The 18,994-nt window shown below is 63.6% G+C and carries 15 protein-coding genes; 10 read left to right on the top strand and 5 right to left on the bottom strand.

Annotation, left to right across the window (positions count from 1 at the left end; translation table 11 throughout):
* Positions 1–18: 18 nt before the first annotated feature.
* On the top strand, positions 19–1,326 hold the full coding sequence (locus RE4_RS13940; protein ID WP_060938757.1) for an MFS transporter: 1,308 nt from the start codon (positions 19–21) through the stop codon (positions 1,324–1,326).
* Here RE4_RS13940 and RE4_RS13935 read toward each other — a convergent pair.
* Positions 1,310–2,761: a CCA tRNA nucleotidyltransferase gene (locus tag RE4_RS13935; protein ID WP_019746191.1), complete on the bottom strand. Its 1,452-nt coding sequence runs from the start codon at positions 2,759–2,761 to the stop codon at positions 1,310–1,312. The two genes, RE4_RS13940 and RE4_RS13935, sit on opposite strands and share 17 nt — an antisense overlap.
* A gap of 111 nt (positions 2,762–2,872) precedes the next feature.
* Between RE4_RS13935 and RE4_RS13930 the strand changes: the two genes are divergently transcribed.
* From RE4_RS13930 to RE4_RS13910, 5 genes are read left to right on the top strand one after another with little or no spacing between them, the layout of a single operon-like run.
* A complete protein-coding gene (locus tag RE4_RS13930; RefSeq protein ID WP_019746192.1) occupies positions 2,873–3,460 on the top strand; it encodes an NUDIX hydrolase in 588 nt (195 codons plus the stop codon).
* The gene (locus RE4_RS13925) at positions 3,457–5,811 is read left to right on the top strand and encodes a DUF6049 family protein (protein WP_020909854.1); all 2,355 of its coding nucleotides are present in this window, start codon (positions 3,457–3,459) and stop codon (positions 5,809–5,811) included. The genes RE4_RS13930 and RE4_RS13925 overlap by 4 nt, the downstream gene beginning before the upstream one ends.
* Complete coding sequence (locus RE4_RS13920) at positions 5,808–9,827, top strand: lipid II flippase MurJ (protein WP_060938756.1); 4,020 nt, start codon at positions 5,808–5,810, stop codon at positions 9,825–9,827. Before RE4_RS13925 ends, RE4_RS13920 begins: the two co-directional genes overlap by 4 nt.
* 47 nt (positions 9,828–9,874) lie before the next feature.
* Positions 9,875–10,501: an RNA polymerase sigma factor SigM gene (gene sigM, locus RE4_RS13915; RefSeq protein ID WP_019746195.1), complete on the top strand. Its 627-nt coding sequence runs from the start codon at positions 9,875–9,877 to the stop codon at positions 10,499–10,501.
* A gap of 53 nt (positions 10,502–10,554) precedes the next feature.
* Positions 10,555–11,271, top strand: coding sequence for an RsmA family anti-sigma factor (locus tag RE4_RS13910; protein ID WP_060938755.1), 717 nt, complete (start codon positions 10,555–10,557; stop codon positions 11,269–11,271).
* Positions 11,272–11,280: 9 nt separating this feature from the next.
* On the opposite strand, the gene RE4_RS13905 is transcribed toward RE4_RS13910, so the two are convergent.
* Positions 11,281–11,847, bottom strand: a complete 567-nt coding sequence (locus tag RE4_RS13905) for a helix-turn-helix domain-containing protein (protein ID WP_020909857.1) — start codon at positions 11,845–11,847, stop codon at positions 11,281–11,283.
* Between the two features lie 98 nt (positions 11,848–11,945).
* Here RE4_RS13905 and nox point away from each other — a divergent pair, with 98 nt between their 5' ends.
* The 4 genes from nox (at position 11,946) to RE4_RS13885 (ending at position 15,977) form a co-directional block, all read left to right on the top strand.
* Complete coding sequence (gene nox, locus RE4_RS13900; protein ID WP_060938754.1) at positions 11,946–13,157, top strand: 4,4'-dithiodibutanoate disulfide reductase; 1,212 nt, start codon at positions 11,946–11,948, stop codon at positions 13,155–13,157.
* 131 nt (positions 13,158–13,288) lie between these two features.
* Entirely contained in the window at positions 13,289–14,296 is a 1,008-nt protein-coding gene (trxB, locus tag RE4_RS13895; protein WP_003942521.1) for a thioredoxin-disulfide reductase, read from the top strand.
* Positions 14,297–14,334: 38 nt separating this feature from the next.
* Positions 14,335–14,658 (top strand): thioredoxin, encoded by a 324-nt coding sequence (gene trxA / locus RE4_RS13890; RefSeq protein ID WP_003942530.1) that lies wholly within the window; start codon positions 14,335–14,337, stop codon positions 14,656–14,658.
* A gap of 128 nt (positions 14,659–14,786) precedes the next feature.
* Positions 14,787–15,977 (top strand): N-acetylmuramoyl-L-alanine amidase, encoded by a 1,191-nt coding sequence (locus RE4_RS13885; RefSeq protein ID WP_020909860.1) that lies wholly within the window; start codon positions 14,787–14,789, stop codon positions 15,975–15,977.
* A gap of 20 nt (positions 15,978–15,997) precedes the next feature.
* Here the strand turns inward: RE4_RS13885 and RE4_RS13880 are convergent, their stop codons facing one another.
* The 3 genes from RE4_RS13880 to RE4_RS13870 form a co-directional block, all read right to left on the bottom strand.
* A complete protein-coding gene (locus RE4_RS13880; protein WP_007729135.1) occupies positions 15,998–16,681 on the bottom strand; it encodes a hypothetical protein in 684 nt (227 codons plus the stop codon).
* A 255-nt stretch (positions 16,682–16,936) separates the two neighbouring features.
* Positions 16,937–17,977, bottom strand: a complete 1,041-nt coding sequence (locus RE4_RS13875; RefSeq protein WP_019746202.1) for a ParB/RepB/Spo0J family partition protein — start codon at positions 17,975–17,977, stop codon at positions 16,937–16,939.
* A gap of 1 nt (position 17,978) precedes the next feature.
* Positions 17,979–18,983 (bottom strand): ParA family protein, encoded by a 1,005-nt coding sequence (locus RE4_RS13870; protein ID WP_020909862.1) that lies wholly within the window; start codon positions 18,981–18,983, stop codon positions 17,979–17,981.
* Positions 18,984–18,994: the final 11 nt, after the last annotated feature.

The raw sequence follows: 18,994 nt of genomic DNA, 5'->3' as shown, positions 1-18,994 counted from the left end.
CCACTACAGTTTCCGCTTATGAACCGAGCCTCGAACCGCCGCGAGGCCTGGCAGCGCGTACTGCACACCCTGCGTGAATCACCCGGCCTGGGAAGGCTGGCGCTCGTCCGCTTTTCCAGCCAGTTCGGCGACGGAATGTTCCAGGCCGCGCTCGGCGGCGCAATCCTCTTCAACCCGGAACGTGAAACCGATCCGGTGGCGATAGCGGCCGGCTTTGCCGTACTGCTCCTTCCCTATTCGGTGATCGGCCCCTTTGCCGGCGCTCTGCTGGATCGTTGGGACCGCCGCCTGGTGCTCCTGTGGGCGAGCGTGCTCCGCGGGCTCTTCATCCTGACCACCGCGGTGCTGCTGGTCGCCGGCGGCGGTGACACTCTGTTGTTGACGTGTGCGCTTGCTGCGATCGGGGTCAGCCGCTTTGTCGGGGCAGGCGTATCCGCAGCCCTGCCGAAGGTCGTTCGACAATCGTGGCTGGTGGCAACCAATTCCGTTCTCACAACGGCTGGTTCGGTGGTAGCCGCTCTTGGTGCTTCGGCAGCGGTGGCGATCATCGGCGTGATCGGCGCGGGGGATCGAGCGTCAGGCGCCGCCGTGGCCATCGCAGCACTGGGATCGGTGATCGCAGCCCTCGCCGCGGCCAGGTTCACCGCCCGCTCACTTGGTCCAGTGGCCGACGAAGTGATTCGTGCCAGCGCCGTCCGTTCGGTAACGGCCGGACTGCGCACCGGGGCAACCGCTGTCTGGGAGGCGCCTGGCGTCACCACGACAATGATCGGGATCGGAGCGCACCGCATCTGCTTCGGCATCAACACCCTCATCATGGTGCTGGTCCTACGCGACACCTCGAACGGCTCCCAATTACCTGGAGGGATGGCCGGATTCGGCGTCGCCGTCGGTGCAACGGCCATCGGAATGCTGATCGCGGCATTGATCACACCGTTCCTCATCCCGCGGATCGGTCGCTCACGGACGATCACGTACGCCCTGGTGTGCGCGGTGGCCGTCCAGCTCGTCTTCGTAACCACCCTGACGCAGGGATCGCTGCTGATCGCCGCCTTCCTGCTCGGCATCGCCGGGCAGTCCGTGAAACTCAGCGGCGACGCGGCCATGCAGATCGACATCGACGACGACCGTCGTGGCCAGGTATTCGCCTTGCAGGACACCGTGTTCAACGTCGCGTTCATCGGTGCGATCGCGGCAGCGTCGACGGTGATCGCACCCGACGGCAAGAGCGTCGGCCTGGCCCTTGCCGGCGCGGGTGTCTATGCCGCCGGATTGTCAGCGGTGCTGATCAACCGCAAGAAACGAGAAACTAGCCCTGCTGGGTAGCCCACCATTTCAGCAGTTCAGCTTCGGCCTCGTCACGCTCGAGCGGGCCGCGATCCAGACGTAGTTCCTTGAGGAACGTCCATGCCTTGCCCACCTGCGGGCCGGCCGGGATGTTGAGCAGTTCCATGATGGCGTTGCCGTCGAGGTCCGGACGCACGCGAGCGAGGTCTTCCTGCTCCGCGATGCGCGCAATCCGCTCTTCGATGTCGTCGTATGTGGCCTGCAACTGCGCGGCGCGGCGCTTGTTACGCGTGGTGCAGTCGGCCCGGACGAGCTTGTGCAGCCGGGGGAGCAGCTCGCCCGCGTCGGTGACGTACCGCCGCACCGCGGAGTCGGTCCACTGCCCCTTGCCGTAGCCGTGAAAACGCAAGTGCAGGAACACGAGCTGCGAAACGTCGTCGACCATCTGCTTCGAGAATTTCAAGGCACGCATGCGCTTGCGCACCAGCTTGGCGCCAACCACCTCGTGGTGGTGGAAGCTGACGCCACCGCCTGGCTCGTTACGCTTGGTGTCCGGCTTGCCGATGTCGTGAAGCAGTGCAGCCCAACGCAATACGAGGTCGGGATCGCCTTCTTCGAGATCGATCGCCTGCTGGAGCACGGTGAGGGAGTGCTGGTAGACGTCCTTGTGTTGGTGATGCTCGTCGATCTCGAGCTTCATCTGCGGAACCTCGGGCAGCACGTATGCAGCCAGTCCGGAGTCGACCATCATGTTGATGCCGTCCACCGGGTACATGCCCAGCATCATTTTGTTCAGCTCCACCTGCACACGCTCGGCGGTGATCCGCTCGATCTGCGACGCCATCTCTTTGATGGCCTCGAAAACGCGATTGTTCAACGTGAAACCAAGCTGCGAGACGAACCTGGCTGCGCGCAGCATCCGCAGCGGATCGTCGTTGAACGAGTTCTCCGGCGCCGACGGCGTATCGAGTTCCCCGGCCAGCAGGGCGTCCATGCCGTTCAGCGGATCGACAAACGTGTAGGAACCGTCCGCGCCGATCTTCATCGCCATCGCGTTGACGGTGAAATCGCGGCGCACCAGATCGTCGGCCAACGTCGTTCCGTACTCGACTATCGGATTACGCGAGACACGGTCGTAAGCGTCGGCCCGGAAGGTCGTGATCTCGATCTCCTGGCCGTGCTTGATGGCGCTGATGGTCCCGAACTCGATGCCGGTGTCCCACTGCTTGTCCACCCAGCCCTTGAGCAGAGCCTGAACCTTCTCCGGCCTGGCGTCCGTCGTGAAGTCCAGATCGCCACTGAAGCGGCCGAGGATCGCGTCGCGAACACTGCCACCCACCAGGAACAGCTCGTGACCGGCCTCGGCGAAACGCTCACCGAGCGGGTTCAACACGTCGGACAACGTGCCGAGCGTTGCAGTGGCGTCGGCAAGCAGTCGTAGGCGGCGATCAGCATCGGAGGTAGGGACAGTCACGTGAAAGGAGCTTACTTAAGGTGCGCAAATAGCAGAACGCGCATACGAACGCGATAGACCGCTTTGCGCGGGTTACCGGGCAACGCTGCAAGGCCAACTAGTATCGATGAGGTGTCTGGTGCCGAACGAACAAACAGGAGTCGCCGCAACCCGCGGCGTCGACCTGCCGTCGGCAACCCCGATAAACCTTTGATGCGAACCGTCCGTGAAACTTCTGCGGGCGGCTTGGTCGTCGACGGCTGGGGCGGACCTCCCGAACGCCTCTGCGCTGCACTGATCGGCCGAACCGACCGCCGCGGACGCCTGCTCTGGTCGCTACCCAAGGGCCATATCGAGCAAGGTGAGACGGCCGAACAGACCGCAATGCGTGAGGTCGAAGAAGAAACCGGTATCCAGGGAACCGTCCTGGCACCGCTGGGCAGCATCGACTACTGGTTCGTGACCGAAGGTCGACGCGTCCACAAGACCGTGCACCACTATCTCCTCCGCTTTCTCGGCGGTGAACTCTCCGACGAGGACATCGAGGTCACCGAAGTCGCCTGGGTGCCGCTGACGGAACTGCACAAGCGACTCGCATACGCCGACGAGCGCAAGCTGGCCGAACTTGCATCGCAGATGATCGCTGAAATGCCGCGACCTGAAATGCACCGACCTGAAATCCCGCGAGTACAGCACCCGAAGGAACCGGACGCCGGATGAGAATGGCTCTGCGGCGGGCCGGTGTGGCCGCTTTGGTGATGGCCGCTGTCGGTTTCGGGCCCGCGACGACGGCCGTCTCCTGGGCCGCTCCGTCCAGCCAGCCCAGTGAGCGTGCACCGGCGCGAAACACCAACGATGCCAAATTTCTGCAGCTGACCATCGACTCCACCGCACCGACCACCGTGACGACAACCAGCGACCGCAACGTCGTGGTCAAGGGCACGGTGAAGAACGTCGGTGACCGTCCCGTCGAGGACGTCGGAGTGAGGCTGCAACGCGCTCCCGCGATCGACTCCAGTTCCGACGTGCGCGCAGCACTCGATTTCGACCAGGCTGTTTTCGACACGGTCGGCGAATTCGACACCGTTGCCACCACCCTCGACACCGGCCAGTCCAAGCAGTTCACACTCACCTTGCCGCTCCGGAGCACAACCGGGTTGTCTCTCGACATCACCGAACCGGGCGTCTACCCGATGCTCGTCAACGTGAACGGCACCCCGGAATACGGCGGGGCCGCCCGACTCGACGACGCACGCTTCCTGCTCCCAGTGCTCGGTGTGCCGGCCGCGGCCGAATCGAACGCGACATCCGGAACACCCAGTTCGTCGGCGACGGCCGTCGTTCCCCCCGACACGTCCGCCCCGATCGGCGTCACGCTCATGTGGCCGCTGGCCGACGCGCCACGACTCGTCGGCGGAATCCCGGGCGCGGTCAACGAACCAGTGCGCCTGATCGACGACGAACTTGCCACCGAACTTTCCGACGGCGGGCGCCTGGACGCGTTGGTCGATGCGGTGGAGAACGCCACCAAGCCCGAGAGCGATACCGATCGCCGCGTCACGGATGCGCTCTGCCTGGCAATCGACCCTGACCTTCTGATCACCGTCGAGAACATGACTCGCGGATACCTCGTGGCCGACAACTCGTCAGATCCCACCGGACCGTCGCACGAAGGCCGTGGCAGCGACGCCGCCAACCAATGGCTCGGCCGGGTGAAGACCCTCGCGTCCTCGATGTGCACTACGGCGGTTCCGTTCGCCCAGGCCGATCTCGCCGCAGTCACCTCGGTGGCCAATCCGGAGTTGACGGCTACCGCGCTCGCACGCCCGGCAGACATCGTCGACAACATCCTCGGCGTGACGTCACTGCGGGATTTCGTCTGGCCGGATTCGGGTGTCCTCGACTCGGCCACCGCAGAGGTGCTGAGCGTGAATCCCACCACAGCGATGGTGGCTGACACCTCCGTCGACTCGGCAGCCCCGCAACTGTCGTCGCGGATAACCGGCTCACTCGACGCCCTTGCGTTCGACACTTCGGCGGCCGCAGCCTTGGCCGCCACCGGCTCGGAGCCGCAGGTCCCGTCGTACATTCCCGACGACACCGCGCCGACCATCGACATCGAATCGCGCAGCGCCCGGCGCCAGGACGCGCTGGGAGCGATGGCCTGGGCCGCGCTGACGCCGACGTCGCTGCCGCGCAATCAGATCTTCGCGCCGCCGCAGCTGTGGACCGCGGACAGCAACGACGCCACCGCCGTGCTCTCGATGCTCGCGACCCTCATTCGCTCCGGTCTCGCCTCACCTCAGGCCCTGCCCGCACTACTCGGCAGACAACCGGGGGCCACTGACGCCGCCACGCTCGACTACCCGGACCGAGCCACCCAGGACGGTCCGCAGACGTCCGTCGTCGAGACCGCAACCACCCAACTTCCGCGTATCGACGGGCTCGAAGCATCGCTCGTGGACGATCCGGCGGCTTCGCTCACCCCCCGAGGATTCACGGCACCGCTCCGCGAAGATCTACTTCGCTCGATGACCTTGGCGGATCGCCGCAACGTCGACTCCGCATCGGTCAATCGGGCGGAGCGCGCTGCGACCATCCGCGCCGACAACGTCACCGAAGCCGTCGACGGGATGTACCGGGCCGTCAGCGTGGTGTCTCCGGGCGGCGTCTACACCCTCGCGTCGGGGCAGAGCCCACTCCTGCTGGTGGCGCGCAACGAGCTGCCCATCGCCATCAACGTCGACCTGCGTGTGGAAGCCCCTCCCGAGATGCAGATCAGTGACATCGGTCCCAAACAGCTGCCGCCGCGAGGTAGCCGACAGTTGACTGTGCCTGCCGAAATGAACGATTCTCGCAAGCTGGAAGTCAACTTCTCGCTGACCACGACAGATGGCCGCCAATTGGGTACGCCGACCAGCGTGACCGTACGGTCGAATGCGTACGGTCGTCCCCTGGCCGCCGTGACGGCGACAGCGGGAGGGTTGCTGCTGTTCCTGGCAGGGCGACGGCTGTGGCATCGATTCAAGGGTCAGCCGGACCCAGCAGATGAAGGGTACGAACGCTCATGACCGGGAATCCACCCGAGGAGGGTCGCCGCTCGGCGATCACCCGCAAGAGTGCCACGACCCGTTCGCATCCTCGGATGCCACCGTGGGAGCGCGGCTACCCGATTCAGCCGGTCAACCCCGACGCACGTTTCGACGACGCACCCACCATGACCATCCCGGTGATCCGCGACTATCCCAGATATCGCGAAGCCGAGATGGAATTCGCCGATCGGCAGGCGACAAAGTCGGACGAGTTCGATACCGACGCGCACGCCCTGGTCGGTGATCGTAAGGAGACGAACTCCCGCCTCCTCGCGGCGACGGGTTCCATCGCGATCGCGACGCTGACGAGCCGCATCACGGGATTCGCCAAGCAGTTGATGATCCTGATGGTCCTCGGCCCGGCCATCGCCAGTTCGTTCACCGTGGCCAGCCAGATCCCGAACATGATCGCGGAGCTCGTCTTGGGCGCCGTTCTGACCGCGATCGTCGTCCCAGTGCTGGTCCGCGCCGAGCGGGAGGACGCCGATCACGGCGAAGCATTTGTCCGACGCCTCTTCACGGCGTCGCTCGTCCTACTGGGCATGGCCGCGCTACTCGCGACCCTGGCAGCACCCGTACTCACCAAATACGTCTTCCTGTCCGAAGACGGCAAGGTCAGCACCGACCTGACCACGGCGCTGTCGTATCTACTTCTGCCGGCGATCCTGTTCTACGGGCTGTCGGCACTGTTCACAGCGTTTCTGAACACCAGGCAGATCTTCAAGCCCGGAGCCTGGGCTCCTGTACTCAACAACGTCGTCGTCCTCGTGGTGCTCGTGGTCTACCGCCTGACTCCGGGCGAGATCTCGCTTGATCCGGTCTCGATGGGCGACGCCAAGCTGCTCACCCTCGGCATCGGCATCACCATCGGCGTCATCGTGCAGGCAGCCAGCCTGATCCCCGCGCTTCGCCGCGAGAAGATCTCGCTCAAGCCGCTGTGGGGTCTCGACGATCGCCTGCGCCAGTTCGGCGGCATGGCCGTCGCCATCGTCTTGTACGTCCTGATCAGCCAGATGGGCATGATCTTCGCGACCAAGATTTCCTCACATGCCGACGAAGCCGGCCCTGCCATCTACAGCCAGGCCTGGTTGCTCCTGCAGCTCCCGTACGGCGTGCTCGGAGTGACGGTTCTGACCGCGATCATGCCGCGCCTGAGCCGCAACGCTGCGGCCGACGACACCCCGGCCGTCGTGGACGATCTGTCGGTCGCGACACGTCTGACCATGATCACGCTGGTTCCGATCATCATGTTCCTGACCTTCATGGGTCCGCAGGTCGGTGAAGCGCTCTACGGTTACGGCCGCTTCGGACCCGAACAGGCCGAACGTCTCGGTACTGCCGTGAGCTGGTCGGCATTCACGTTGATTCCGTACGCGCTGGTCCTGATCCAACTTCGTGTGTTCTACGCCCGCGAACAAGCCTGGACGCCGACGTGGATCGTTCTCGGCATCACTGCAGTGAAAATTGCATTCTCGGCGCTCGCTCCGGTCTTCGCCTCCAACAGCGATCAGGTCGTGATCCTGCTCGGTGCGGCCAACGGTCTCGGATACATCACCGGCGCCGTCATCGGCGGATACCTCCTGCACCGCAGCCTCGGAAACCTGCAGATGGCCAACGTGGGCAAGACAGTCTGGTCCGTCGTACTCGCCTCGCTGGCCGGTTCGCTGACCATGCTCGCGGTCGACCGCGTCCTCGGATTCGATCAACTCACCGAGCGTTTCGGCGGACCCGGCTCGATGGTTCGCGTCGCCGTCGGCGGCATCCTGATGCTCGCGATCACCTTCACGATTCTCTACTTCAAGAAGGTTCCGGAAGTTCTGTCGGTAACGGTTGCGGTCTCCCGCAAGATTCGTTCACTGACAGGTCGCGCCGAACCGGACACACGTAACAACACCGACGACGACGTCACCGAGCTGATTCCTGCAATCAGAACGGAATCAAACGAGCAAGAACGACCGGGTGCGCTCCCGTACCCTGGTCATGGGCGTACAGGATCGCAACCCGCGCGTATTCGGGGACGGGCTATCGATGGAGAAGGAGCGAGGGTGAGCGACGACAACGTTTCCGGCAACAAGAGTGCCGGGACTTCTGCCGTGAAAGCGTCCGAACAGAAGTCAACGGCATCGTCGGGCACACCTGCATCCACGAGTTCCTCCGCATCTGCCGGCCAGAAGCCACAGCAGGGTCAGAGGCCACAGCAGCCCGCGCAGCGGCCGGTCCAGAAGCCACAGCAGGGCCAGAAGCCACAGCCGCCGGTGCAGAAGGCCGCACCGCCGGTGCCTCCGGTCAGTGTGTCGAAGACACCTTCGGCTCCTGTGTCGAAGACACCTTCAGCACCTGTGTCGAAGACACCCGCGCCGAAGACGCCTGCTTCGGACAAGAAGGCACCCGAACCTCAGAAGACGGCTGCAGCTCAGACACCGCCGCCCGCTGCGCCTCGCACACCTGCCGCCGGATCCGTATCACTACCGGCCCAGCGACCGATGCCCCGTGGACCCAAGCTCATCCCGGGCGCATCTGTCGCCGGCGGACGCTACCGTCTGCTCGCGCCGCACGGCGGAACCCGCGGACTGCAGTTCTGGGAAGCTCTCGACGTCAAGCTCGACCGTGAAGTAGCCCTGACGTTCGTCGACGCCGATCAGCGCGGTGACGACGACAGCCAGTCCGGACCGCAGGCGGTTCTCTCGCGCACACTGCGCCTGGGACGAATCAACTCGCCTGGTCTGGCTCGCGTCCTCGACGTCGTCCGCGGAAGTTCGGGCGGCATCGTCGTCGCCGAATGGACTCCCGGTCGCTCGCTGCGTGAGATGGCCGAGACCACGCCGTCACCGATCGGTGCAGCCCGCGCCATCCGCGCCCTCGCGGCCGCTGCCGAAGCTGCTCACCGCACCGGCGGCGCGCTGTCCATCGATCACCCGGACCGCGTTCGCATCAGCATCAACGGTGACGCCGTACTGGCGTTCCCGGCGACGCTTGCCGACGCCGATTCCACCAGCGACGTCCGCGGTCTCGGCGCCATGCTGTACTCGCTCATCACGGCGCGCTGGCCGCTCGCCGATCCGTCCGCCGGTCCCGTCGGTGGTTTGCTTCCCGCCGGCCGCGGCGCCGACGGCAACATCGTCGAACCTCGGGTCGTCCGTCCGGAGGTTCCGTTCGACATCTCGGCCGTGGCAGTTCGAGCGTTGCAGTCGGAGAGTGGAATCCGCACTGCTGCCACCGTGCAGCACATCCTCGATCAGGCGTCCGTCGTCAACGACAAGACGGAAATGATTCCGGCACTTCGTCTCGGCCACCGCGAACAGGGAGCGTCGGGTCACGCACTGAACGACCCCGAAGCCATCGAGGCCGAGAAGAAGAAGTCGACGCGGATGCTCGCGGCACTGACGGCGCTCGGTGTCTTCACCGTGATCGTCCTGATTCTCCTTGTGGTGTGGGTAGCGAGCTTCCTCTCGGGCGGCAGTAACGACACCCCGCTCAGCGAGCAGAGTTTCGGCTTGACCACCGAAGCTACTGCGCCCGAGAACAATTCACCTGCCCCCGCACCGGCGGCCGCAACCGTGCCGGTAGCCGCCTCGGCCGTAACGGTGTTCTCGCCCCAGGGCACGCCGGATCAGCCGGCAACGGCGAAGAACGCCATCGACGGCAATCCGGCCACCGCATGGTCGTCGGACTCGTACTTCCAGCCCTTCCCGTCCCTGAAGAACGGCGTCGGCCTGATGGTGACGCTCGCCGATGCGGCCAACCTGAAAAACATTGCGATCACGTCCGATTCGCCCGGAACCGTCGTTGAAATCCGTTCTGCCCCTTCTGCGAACACTTCGCTGGATCAGACCAAGGAAATCGGATCCGGTGTACTGAAGAACGGTGTGACCGACATTCCGCTCTCGTCGGACGGCTCGGGTCAGTATGTCCTGGTTTGGATTACGCAGCTCAGCACCGAATCCGGACAAAACCAGACATCCATCTCGGAGATTGCATTCACTGCCGCAAAGTGATCGCCCTTGGCCCTTCTGAAACCTACCGACTGGGCTAATATCCGCCCGTGCACAGTTATCGGGGGGGCACCGGGGGCGGAGCCGGAAATTTCGAATCCAGAAGTTTCGAGAACAAGAATCTCGAGCCGACGGATTTCGAATTGTTGACCGCTCATGTCGCGGGCGATCGACACGCGTTCCGTGAACTACTGGTCCGGCATCAGGATCATCTGTGGCACGTTGCCCGGCGTACGAGTTACTCGGACGAGGACGCGGCAGACGCACTCCAGGAGGGTCTGCTCTCCGCGCACCGCAAGGCGGCGAAGTTCCGCGGCGATGCGGCGGTGCGTAGTTGGCTCCACACCATCGTGGTCAATGCCTGCCTTGACCGGATCCGACGCAACAAATCGCGGGCCGCGTTCTCTCTGTCTTCCGAGAATGCGGAGGAACCCCGTGATCACCGCGATTACGCGGCGGGAGTGGACATGAGCCTGACCGTCGAACAAGCGCTGGCATCGCTGCCCCCTGAGCAGCGCGCTGCCGTCGTCGCCGTCGATGTCGAGGGGTATCCGGTGGCCGAGGCCGCCGAGAGGTTGGGCGTGCCCGTAGGGACCGTGAAGAGTCGCTGCGCCCGCGCGCGCAAGCGCCTCGCCGCCCAGTTGGAGGACTTTCGCGAAGGCGGGAACCATTCGTGAACCGGCCGCGTCCTATCTTGTAAGCGTCCACACCGACTGCCGAGGGAGGGTTCATGACAGATCCGTCTGTTCGCGTTCCGTCGCCTCCGTTTTCGGAGGACCTCTTGGCGGATCTTCACGCCGGGGTTCTCGATCCCGAAACCAGCGCAGCTCTGTGGCCGCTGGTACACGCAGACGCCGACGCCCAGGCATTTGTCACTACTCTCGACAGCGTCACAGCATCACTCGCGACACTGAACTCGCGCGAGGCCTCTCACGAACGGATTCCGAATTCGCTTGCCGAGCGAATCAATTCGGCACTGGATTTACAGTCCGGTCAGGACGAGCTGTCAGCAGAGACAACCGTCGTGCCGTTCCGGCGACGCCCACAAGCGTGGCTGCTCGGTGCCGCAGCAGCCGTGTTGGTGGCCTTCGTGATCGTTGTGGTCGGAACCCGAGATTCCGAACCTGCCGAAAGCGTTGTTGCTCAACCAAGCATACCGGTGACATCTGCTGTCGACGATCCGGATTCGGCGTCTCTGCTTTCACTCATCGGATCCAAAAACCTTGGACCGCTGGATGATCCGTCCAAGCTTGCCGGCTGCCTGAGCGCCAATGGCATCGACGAGGGCAGGCCGGTGCTCGGCTCGGGTGAGGTTCGCATCGACGGTGCACCGGCGATAGTCCTACTCTTCGCGGGATCGCAGCCGCGTCAGATCACTGCACTCACCGTTGGGATCAACTGCAGCGACGGGAATCCGAATACGTTGTCGGTCAAGAACATCGGCTGACGTCGACGGTCAGCGCGGTGTTGCCGCGGGTAGCAGGAGCTCGAGAATCCTCCCACGCAATGCATCCGTATCGTCCTCGACCGCTATCAGACTCGAAAACATCGCTGCCCCGGCCGCCAATACCAGCACGGCCTTGGCATCGAGCAGTGCCGATTCGGGATCTTCGGCATTCTGAAGGAAGAGTTGCGTGCTCGGCCCACTGAAACCGCGCCACAATTCGTTGCGTAGGTCGTCATGGTCGCGCAGCGCAGCCAGCAGTCCCGGCGACGCAGCACGAACCTCGGGCCGCGAGAAGAGCTGAGCACTTCCCTCCACCACCCATCGGATCCAGCCGTCGCGATCGGTGCCCTCGAACGGTGTCAGGTCAGGTGTTGCACCCAGGATCGATCCGAGAACTAGATGTGCCTTCGACGGCCATCGTCGTGACATCGAGGCTCGGCTGACCCCTGCCCGTGCCGCGATCGCCCGGAGGCTGAGTTGCTCCCATCCGACCTCGAGGAGCATCGCTCGGGTGACCTCGAGGACTGTGTCGTCGATGCGTGGGTCTCGTGGGCGACCTGATCCTGTGGCGTTCATCGTGTCGAATTGTCGGACAGATTGGGAGTAGGCGCTATATCGTCGTAGTTACGAGTCCACTGGCATCGTAAAGATCAGGCCGTCGCAGGAAGTTGAAAATGACCACAGCGCCCACACCGTCGATATTCGAACCCGCACGTCTCGGCCCTCTGACCTTGCGCAACCGCATCGTCAAAGCTGCAACGTTCGAGGGCGTCATGCCCCGGGGAGAGGTCTCGGACGATCTGATCAACTTCCACGCCGAAGTGGCTCGGGGCGGGGCCGCGATGACCACCGTCGCCTACTGCGCGGTCTCACCAGGTGGACGAGTCCACCGCGACACCCTTGTCATGGACGAGCGCGCGCTGCCGGGACTACGCAGACTGACCGACGCCGTCCACTCAGAAGGCGCGCTTGCCGCGGCGCAGATCGGCCACGCGGGACTGGTTGCCAACACGCTTTCCAACAAGACGAAGACCCTGGCGCCGTCGACCCGGCTGAGTCCGCCCGCGATGGGCCTCGTCAAAGGCGCGACACTCGCCGAACTCGACGGTGTCGTCTCCGACTTCGAACGGACCGCCCGCGTCGCAGTGGACGCAGGATTCGACGCCATCGAGGTCCATCTCGGTCACAACTATCTACTCAGCTCGTTCATGAGCCCCAATCTGAACAAGCGCCACGACCGATACGGTGGCAGCGTCGCCAAGCGCGCCGAGTATCCGCGTCGAGTCATCGAAGCGGTGCGAGTGGCCGCTGGATCCAGCGTGGCGGTCACCGCGAAATTCAACATGTCCGATGGGGTGCCGAAAGGTCTGTGGCTCGACCAGAGCCTGCCGATCGCCCAGATCCTCGAAGCCGACGGCCACCTGGACGCGATGCAATTGACCGGTGGCAGTTCACTTCTCAACGGAATGTACTTCTTCCGCGGCGAGGTCCCACTGGCTGAGTTTGTCGCCTCCCAACCCAAACTCGTCGGGTACGGGCTGAAGTTCTACGGTCCCAAACTCTTTCCGACGTACCCGTTCGAGGAGGGTTTCTTCCTGCCCTTCGCCCGTCAGTTCCGACAGGCGCTGAGGATGCCACTGATCCTGCTCGGCGGCATCAACCGCGTCGACACCATCGAGCACGCACTGGATGAAGGATTCGAGTTCGTCGCCATGGCGCGCGCACTGCTCAGGGACCCACAACTGATCAACAAATTTCAGGCCGAGAGCGTCGACGAGGGTCTGTGTATCCACTGCAACAAGTGCATGCCCACCATCTACACCGGCACGCGCTGTGTGGTTCGGGACGCGCTGGTGGTTCGGGAGGCACCGCGCCCCGCCCAGTGAGTCCCGCGCTGTGAGCTGCCGGCTGTGAGCCACTTTCCAGCGGAGTGCGGGAACAACACCCCTTATCCTGGTGTTGATCGGTACGGCTCTCCAAGAAGCGGAGGGTCTGCACTCACTATTGGAAGGCTCGCATGACCACCCAGCTGGAAAACACGCCCGCGGTCCATGACGTCATCATTGTCGGTTCCGGACCGGCCGGCTACACCGCTGGTGTCTACACCGCGCGCGCTGAGCTCCAGCCCCTGCTCTTCGAGGGAACCCAGTTCGGTGGCGCCCTCATGACCACCACCGAGGTCGAGAACTTCCCCGGATTCCGCGAAGGAATCATGGGCCCCGATCTGATGGAACAGATGCGCGAGCAGGCACTGCGCTTCGACACCGACATCCGCACCGAGGACGTCGAGGAGATCGATCTCAGCGGCCCGATCAAGACGGTCGTCGCGAACGGCGAAACCTACGCCGCGCACGCGATCATCCTCGCCATGGGCGCAGCAGCCCGCTACCTGGGCATTCCCGGTGAAGAACGCCTCCTCGGCCGCGGCGTCAGCGCCTGCGCCACATGCGACGGCTTCTTCTTCCGTGACCAGGACATCGTCGTGGTCGGCGGCGGCGACTCCGCGATGGAAGAAGCAACCTTCCTCACCCGCTTCGCTCGCTCGGTCACCCTGGTGCACCGCCGCGAGGAGTTCCGCGCCTCACGGATCATGCTCGAGCGCGCCAAGGCCAACGAGAAGATCCGCTTCCTGACCAACGCAGAGCCCGTCGAGGTGCTCGGTGAGAACAGCGTCACCGGCCTCGTCGTGCGCGACACCGTCACCGGTGAAACTTCCACACTCGAGATCACCGGCATGTTCGTCGCCATCGGCCACGACCCGCGCAGTGAACTCGTCAAGGGCCAGGTCGATCTCGACGACGCCGGATACGTGCGCGTCGCTCCCGGTTCCACCGCGACCTCCGTCGACGGCGTCTTCGCTGCCGGTGACCTGGTCGATCACACGTACCGTCAGGCGATCACCGCTGCCGGCACCGGATGCTCCGCAGCAATCGACGCCGAACGCTGGCTGGCCGACCGCGGCGACATCACCGCCAACACGCTCGACGCAGCCGGCCACACGGTCGACGTCGTCGGCGCTCCCTGATTCACCAAGCTGTCGTACCCAACCCTCGAGGAGTAACAGTGTCGAATACCGTCACCATCACCGACGATTCCTTCAAGCAGGACGTCCTGGGCAGCGACAAGCCCGTTCTGGTCGATTTCTGGGCAACCTGGTGCGGCCCGTGCAAGATGGTCGCCCCGGTCCTCGAGGAGATCGCCGGCGAGAACAGCGAGAAGCTGACCGTCGCCAAGCTCGACATCGATGCCAACCCCGCGGCCGCGCGCGATTTCCAGGTCATGTCGATCCCGACGATGATCCTGTTCAAGGACGGCAAGCCGATCAAGACGATCGTCGGCGCCAAGGGCAAGGCCGCGCTGCTCAAGGACCTCGCAGACGTTCTCTGACGGCTGGGTGAGCATCGTGGATTCTCGCAATCCACAGAATTTCTGAGATAATCGATCGATGTGCCTGATCGGGTCTACGACCAGGCACATCGATCGAATTCGTTAACCGATCCGAGAGGCTTTCACGCATGCACAGACTCCGACACGGCGATCACGGCCCGGCCGTCGCCGAGATTCGGGGCACATTGACGAAGCTGGGATACCTCCATCACGGAACTTCCGGCATTCGACGTGAAAGCGCCGACGGTGCCCACTGGGTTGCACCCGACGCCATCTTCGATCATCAACTCGACAGCGCCGTTCGTGCCTTCCAGCAGCAGCGTGGGCTTCTTGTCGACGGCATTGTGGGCCCGGCAACCTATCGGTCACTTCGTGAGGCCTCGTACCGCCTGGGTGCCCGTACGTTGATCTACCAGTTGTCTGCGCCGCTGTACGGCGACGACGTCGCAGCGCTGCAGGCAAAACTGCAAGATCTGGGCTTCTACGCCGGGCGGGTCGACGGTTTCTTCGGTCCGCAAACCCACGAATCTCTCTCGTCTTTCCAGCGTGAAATCGGGATCGCTGCCGACGGTATCTGCGGACCGCAGACACTCCGTTCGCTGGAACTTCTGGGAACCCGCGTCACCGGTGGTTCCCCACATGCGATCAGCGAAGAGGAACTGGTGCGCCGCAAGGGCCCGCAGCTTGGCGGTAAGCGCATCGTCATCGATCCCGGCCTCGGCGGGCCGTCGACGGGCAACATCGTCAACGGCATCTCCGAAGCTGACATCCTCTGGGATTTGGCCATGCGCCTCGAGGGGCGGATGGCTGCAACCGGGATGGAAACTTTCCTCTCCCGCCCGCACAACGCCGATCCCACCGAGGCCGAGCGCGCACTGACATCCAATGCGTTCGACGCGGATCTGATGATCTCCCTGCGTTGCGACAGCAACTCGAGCCCGTCGGCAAACGGCGTCGCGAGCTTCCACTTCGGAAATTCGCACGGTTCGGTCTCGATGATCGGGCAGGTGTTGACCGGTTTCGTTCAGCGCGAGATCGTTGCGCGAACTCCGTTGCGGGACTGCAGAACTCACGGTCGGACGTGGGAGTTGTTGCGCCTCACCAACATGCCGACAGTGCAGATCGATCTCGGCTACCTGTCCAACGCGTCCGACGTTGCGGTACTGACGAATCCGCGGATGCGGGACACCATTGCCGAAGCCATCTTGATCTCCGTCAAGCGGCTGTACCTGCTGGGTCAAGACGATCAGCCGACCGGCACCTTCACCTTCGCCGAGCTTCTCGCTGAAGAACTTTCGGTAGCCGACCGCATTTCGTAGGTCCTGCGGTCGGCACCTGCTCACACTCTGGCGAGCTCGCTGATCTCCACCATTTCGAGAGCTGCGGCCTTCAGTAGACGGTCGAGGGCTTCTTCGACGTCGACTTTCCATTCGTGATCTCGATTGAGTTCGAGACGAAGCCGCGGATAGCGATGGTGCGGTGCCACGACCTCGAAACCGTAATCCTCGAGGAACTCGGCACTGATCATGCATTCTGCGGGTGAACATTCCAGAGCGGCCGTTGCGCTGGCCACGTCGGAAGCAGGTCCCAAGTCGTCGCTACGGATACCGAATGCCTCGAGCGCACGAACTCCGCGTCGAACCAGATCTGTCACGACAGCGGCCAGCAGGCTTGGCCCTAGTTCTTCCTCTATGCCCGAGGGCTCGAGGCGAAGGCTTGTCAGAAGCACTGCGTCCGAGCTGACCGGGCTGGTCGGAAACAGTTGCGCGCGCGGGATCATGCGGGGAGGGGCGTACAACGCACTTCCAAGCGGCTTTCCGTCGCGGACGGCGACCTGTCCGCACGAACCCCACTCGAGCATGACCATCGACAGCCAGGCTTCCTTCTCGAATTCCTGATCGCAGAATCCTCGGGCGTCGTGAAGCGCGCCCGGGTCCATCTCCCAGAACACGCATCGACGCGCATGGGCAGAAAGCTGATCCAGGCTGTCGAGCGTGAGAGAGGTGATGACGTGAGTCGACACTGACTAACTCACTCTCCGTAGGTCCCCGAAGCGGTTTTGATGTTCGCCCGCCGCTTTTTTCTTCTCCAGGATAGGCCAGCTGTACCGAGTCGGCAGTGGCGCGAGAGTTGATCGCTCTAATGTATTGCTGTTCAACATCTTTCGTCCCGGTTCAAGATTTCGAGAAGCTCGGACCACCTAAATTCGTCACAGTGACGAAAATAGGTGGTGTGCCCGGTCATCGTAATTACGTCACCAAACGGGCATCCGAGTTCACTACGTCGATTTCTGCGCTTCCATCATTCCGACGATGCGTTGTAGGTCGTCGACCGAGCCGAATTCGACCACAATCTTTCCCTTCCGCTTGCCCAGACTGACAGTCACCCGGGTGTCGAACGAGTCCGACAACCGCTCGGCCACATCCTGCAGACCCGGCATCACGATGGGCTTGCGCTTCTGCGGGGGAGCGATCTCGTTGTCCGCCCGGTTGGCAAGAGTGACGGCTTCCTCCGTCGCGCGAACCGACATTCCTTCGGCGACGATGCGTGCCGCCATGACTTCCTGAGCGTCGGCACCCGCCTCGAGGGACAGCAGTGCGCGAGCATGGCCGGCCGAAAGTACTCCAGCCGCAACGCGGCGCTGAACCGCCACCGGCAGCTTCAGCAGACGAATCATGTTGGTCACGACGGGACGCGAACGTCCGATCCGATTGGCCAATTCTTCGTGGGTTACTTCGAACTCCTCGAGCAACTGCTGATACGCCGCTGCCTCCTCGAGGGGGTTCAACTGCACTCGATGGATGTTCTCAAGGAGTGCGTCGCGCAACATCGAGTCGTCATCGGTTTCACGAATGATCGCCGGAATCTTCTCCAGCCCGGCTTCCTGGCTCGCGCGCCAGCGACGCTCACCCATGACAAGTTGGTACTTGTCACCGTGACGACGGACCACGATCGGCTGCATCAAGCCGAATTCGCGGATCGAGTGAACCAACTCCGCGAGCGCTTCCTCGTCGAAAACGCTGCGAGGCTGCTTCGGGTTCGTCTCGATCAGGCTCGGTTCGATCTCGAGATAGACCGCGCCGGTCGGCTCGAGTTCGGTCTCCGGCTCAGCTTCCACCGGAGCCTTCGCAGCCGTCGCCTTGGTGGCTTTCGGCGTTTTCGGAGCTGCCTTCGTCGGTGGGGGAGGGGAGGGGTTGCGCTTGTCGACGCCGATTACGACGTCCGCTGCAGCCGATCCCAAACCCGGTGCCGTGGCCGGCCCAGTGGGGATGAGAGCAGCCAAGCCGCGGCCCAATCCACCTTTGCGTGCTTGACTCATCTCACTGCTCCTGGGTCGTCGTGGTGGCAGAGCGGGCGGCAAGTTCGCGTCCGGCGTCGAGGTAACTCATGGCGCCGCGTGAACCGGGGTCGTAATCGAGAACTGTCATTCCGTATCCGGGAGCCTCGGAAACCTTCACACTGCGGGGAATCACAGCGCGCAGTACGGCCTCGCCGAAGTGCTTGCGTACTTCTTCGGCGACCTGGTCGGCCAGCTTGGTGCGCCCGTCGTACATCGTCAGAAGGACCGTGGAGACATGCAGATCCGGGTTCAGATGAGCCTGGACGAGTTCGATGTTGCGGAGCAACTGACCGACCCCCTCGAGGGCGTAGTACTCGCACTGGATCGGGATCAGGACTTCCTTGGCAGCAACCATCGCGTTGACGGTCAGCAGCCCCAGCGAGGGCGGGCAGTCGATGAGGACGAAGTCGACGTCGAGCTCTGCGAGCACCTTGTCGTTGAGCGCGCCTTTGAGTCGATTCTCGCGGGCAACCATGGAGACCAATTCGATCTCGGCGCCCGCCAAATCGATCGTTGCCGGGATGCAGAGAAGTCGCTCACTGTGCGGGCTGGTCTGGATCGCCTCCGGGGCCTTCACTTCGCCTATGAGCAACTCGTAACTGGAGGGGGTGCCCGAGGTATGGACGACGCCCAGAGCCGTGCTGGCGTTGCCCTGAGGGTCCAAATCGACCACGAGGACAGTGAGCCCTTGAAGGGCGAGCGCCGACGCAAGGTTCACCGTGGTCGTCGTCTTCCCGACGCCGCCCTTCTGGTTCGCGATGGTGATCACGCGGCGGAACGCCGGCTTCGGCAGCGTCACCGAATGGGGGTGAAGCACCTGGCTCGCTCGATGTGCGGCCGCCCCGATGGGAGTCTCCTCCGAGGAGATCGCCGCGTAGGGGGCGGTGAAATTGTCGTCGTCGTCGTTGACGATCTGATCCGCACCCGCGCCCGTGTGCTGCTTCGGTGTTTCACGTGAAACGGCGGATTCAGATCGACCCGACATTGACTGCTCCT

The sequence above is a fragment of the Rhodococcus erythropolis NBRC 15567 genome (genome assembly GCF_001552595.1).
Classification (GTDB): domain Bacteria; phylum Actinomycetota; class Actinomycetes; order Mycobacteriales; family Mycobacteriaceae; genus Rhodococcus_F; species Rhodococcus_F erythropolis.
This window is presented reverse-complemented; position numbering and strand designations above follow the sequence as displayed.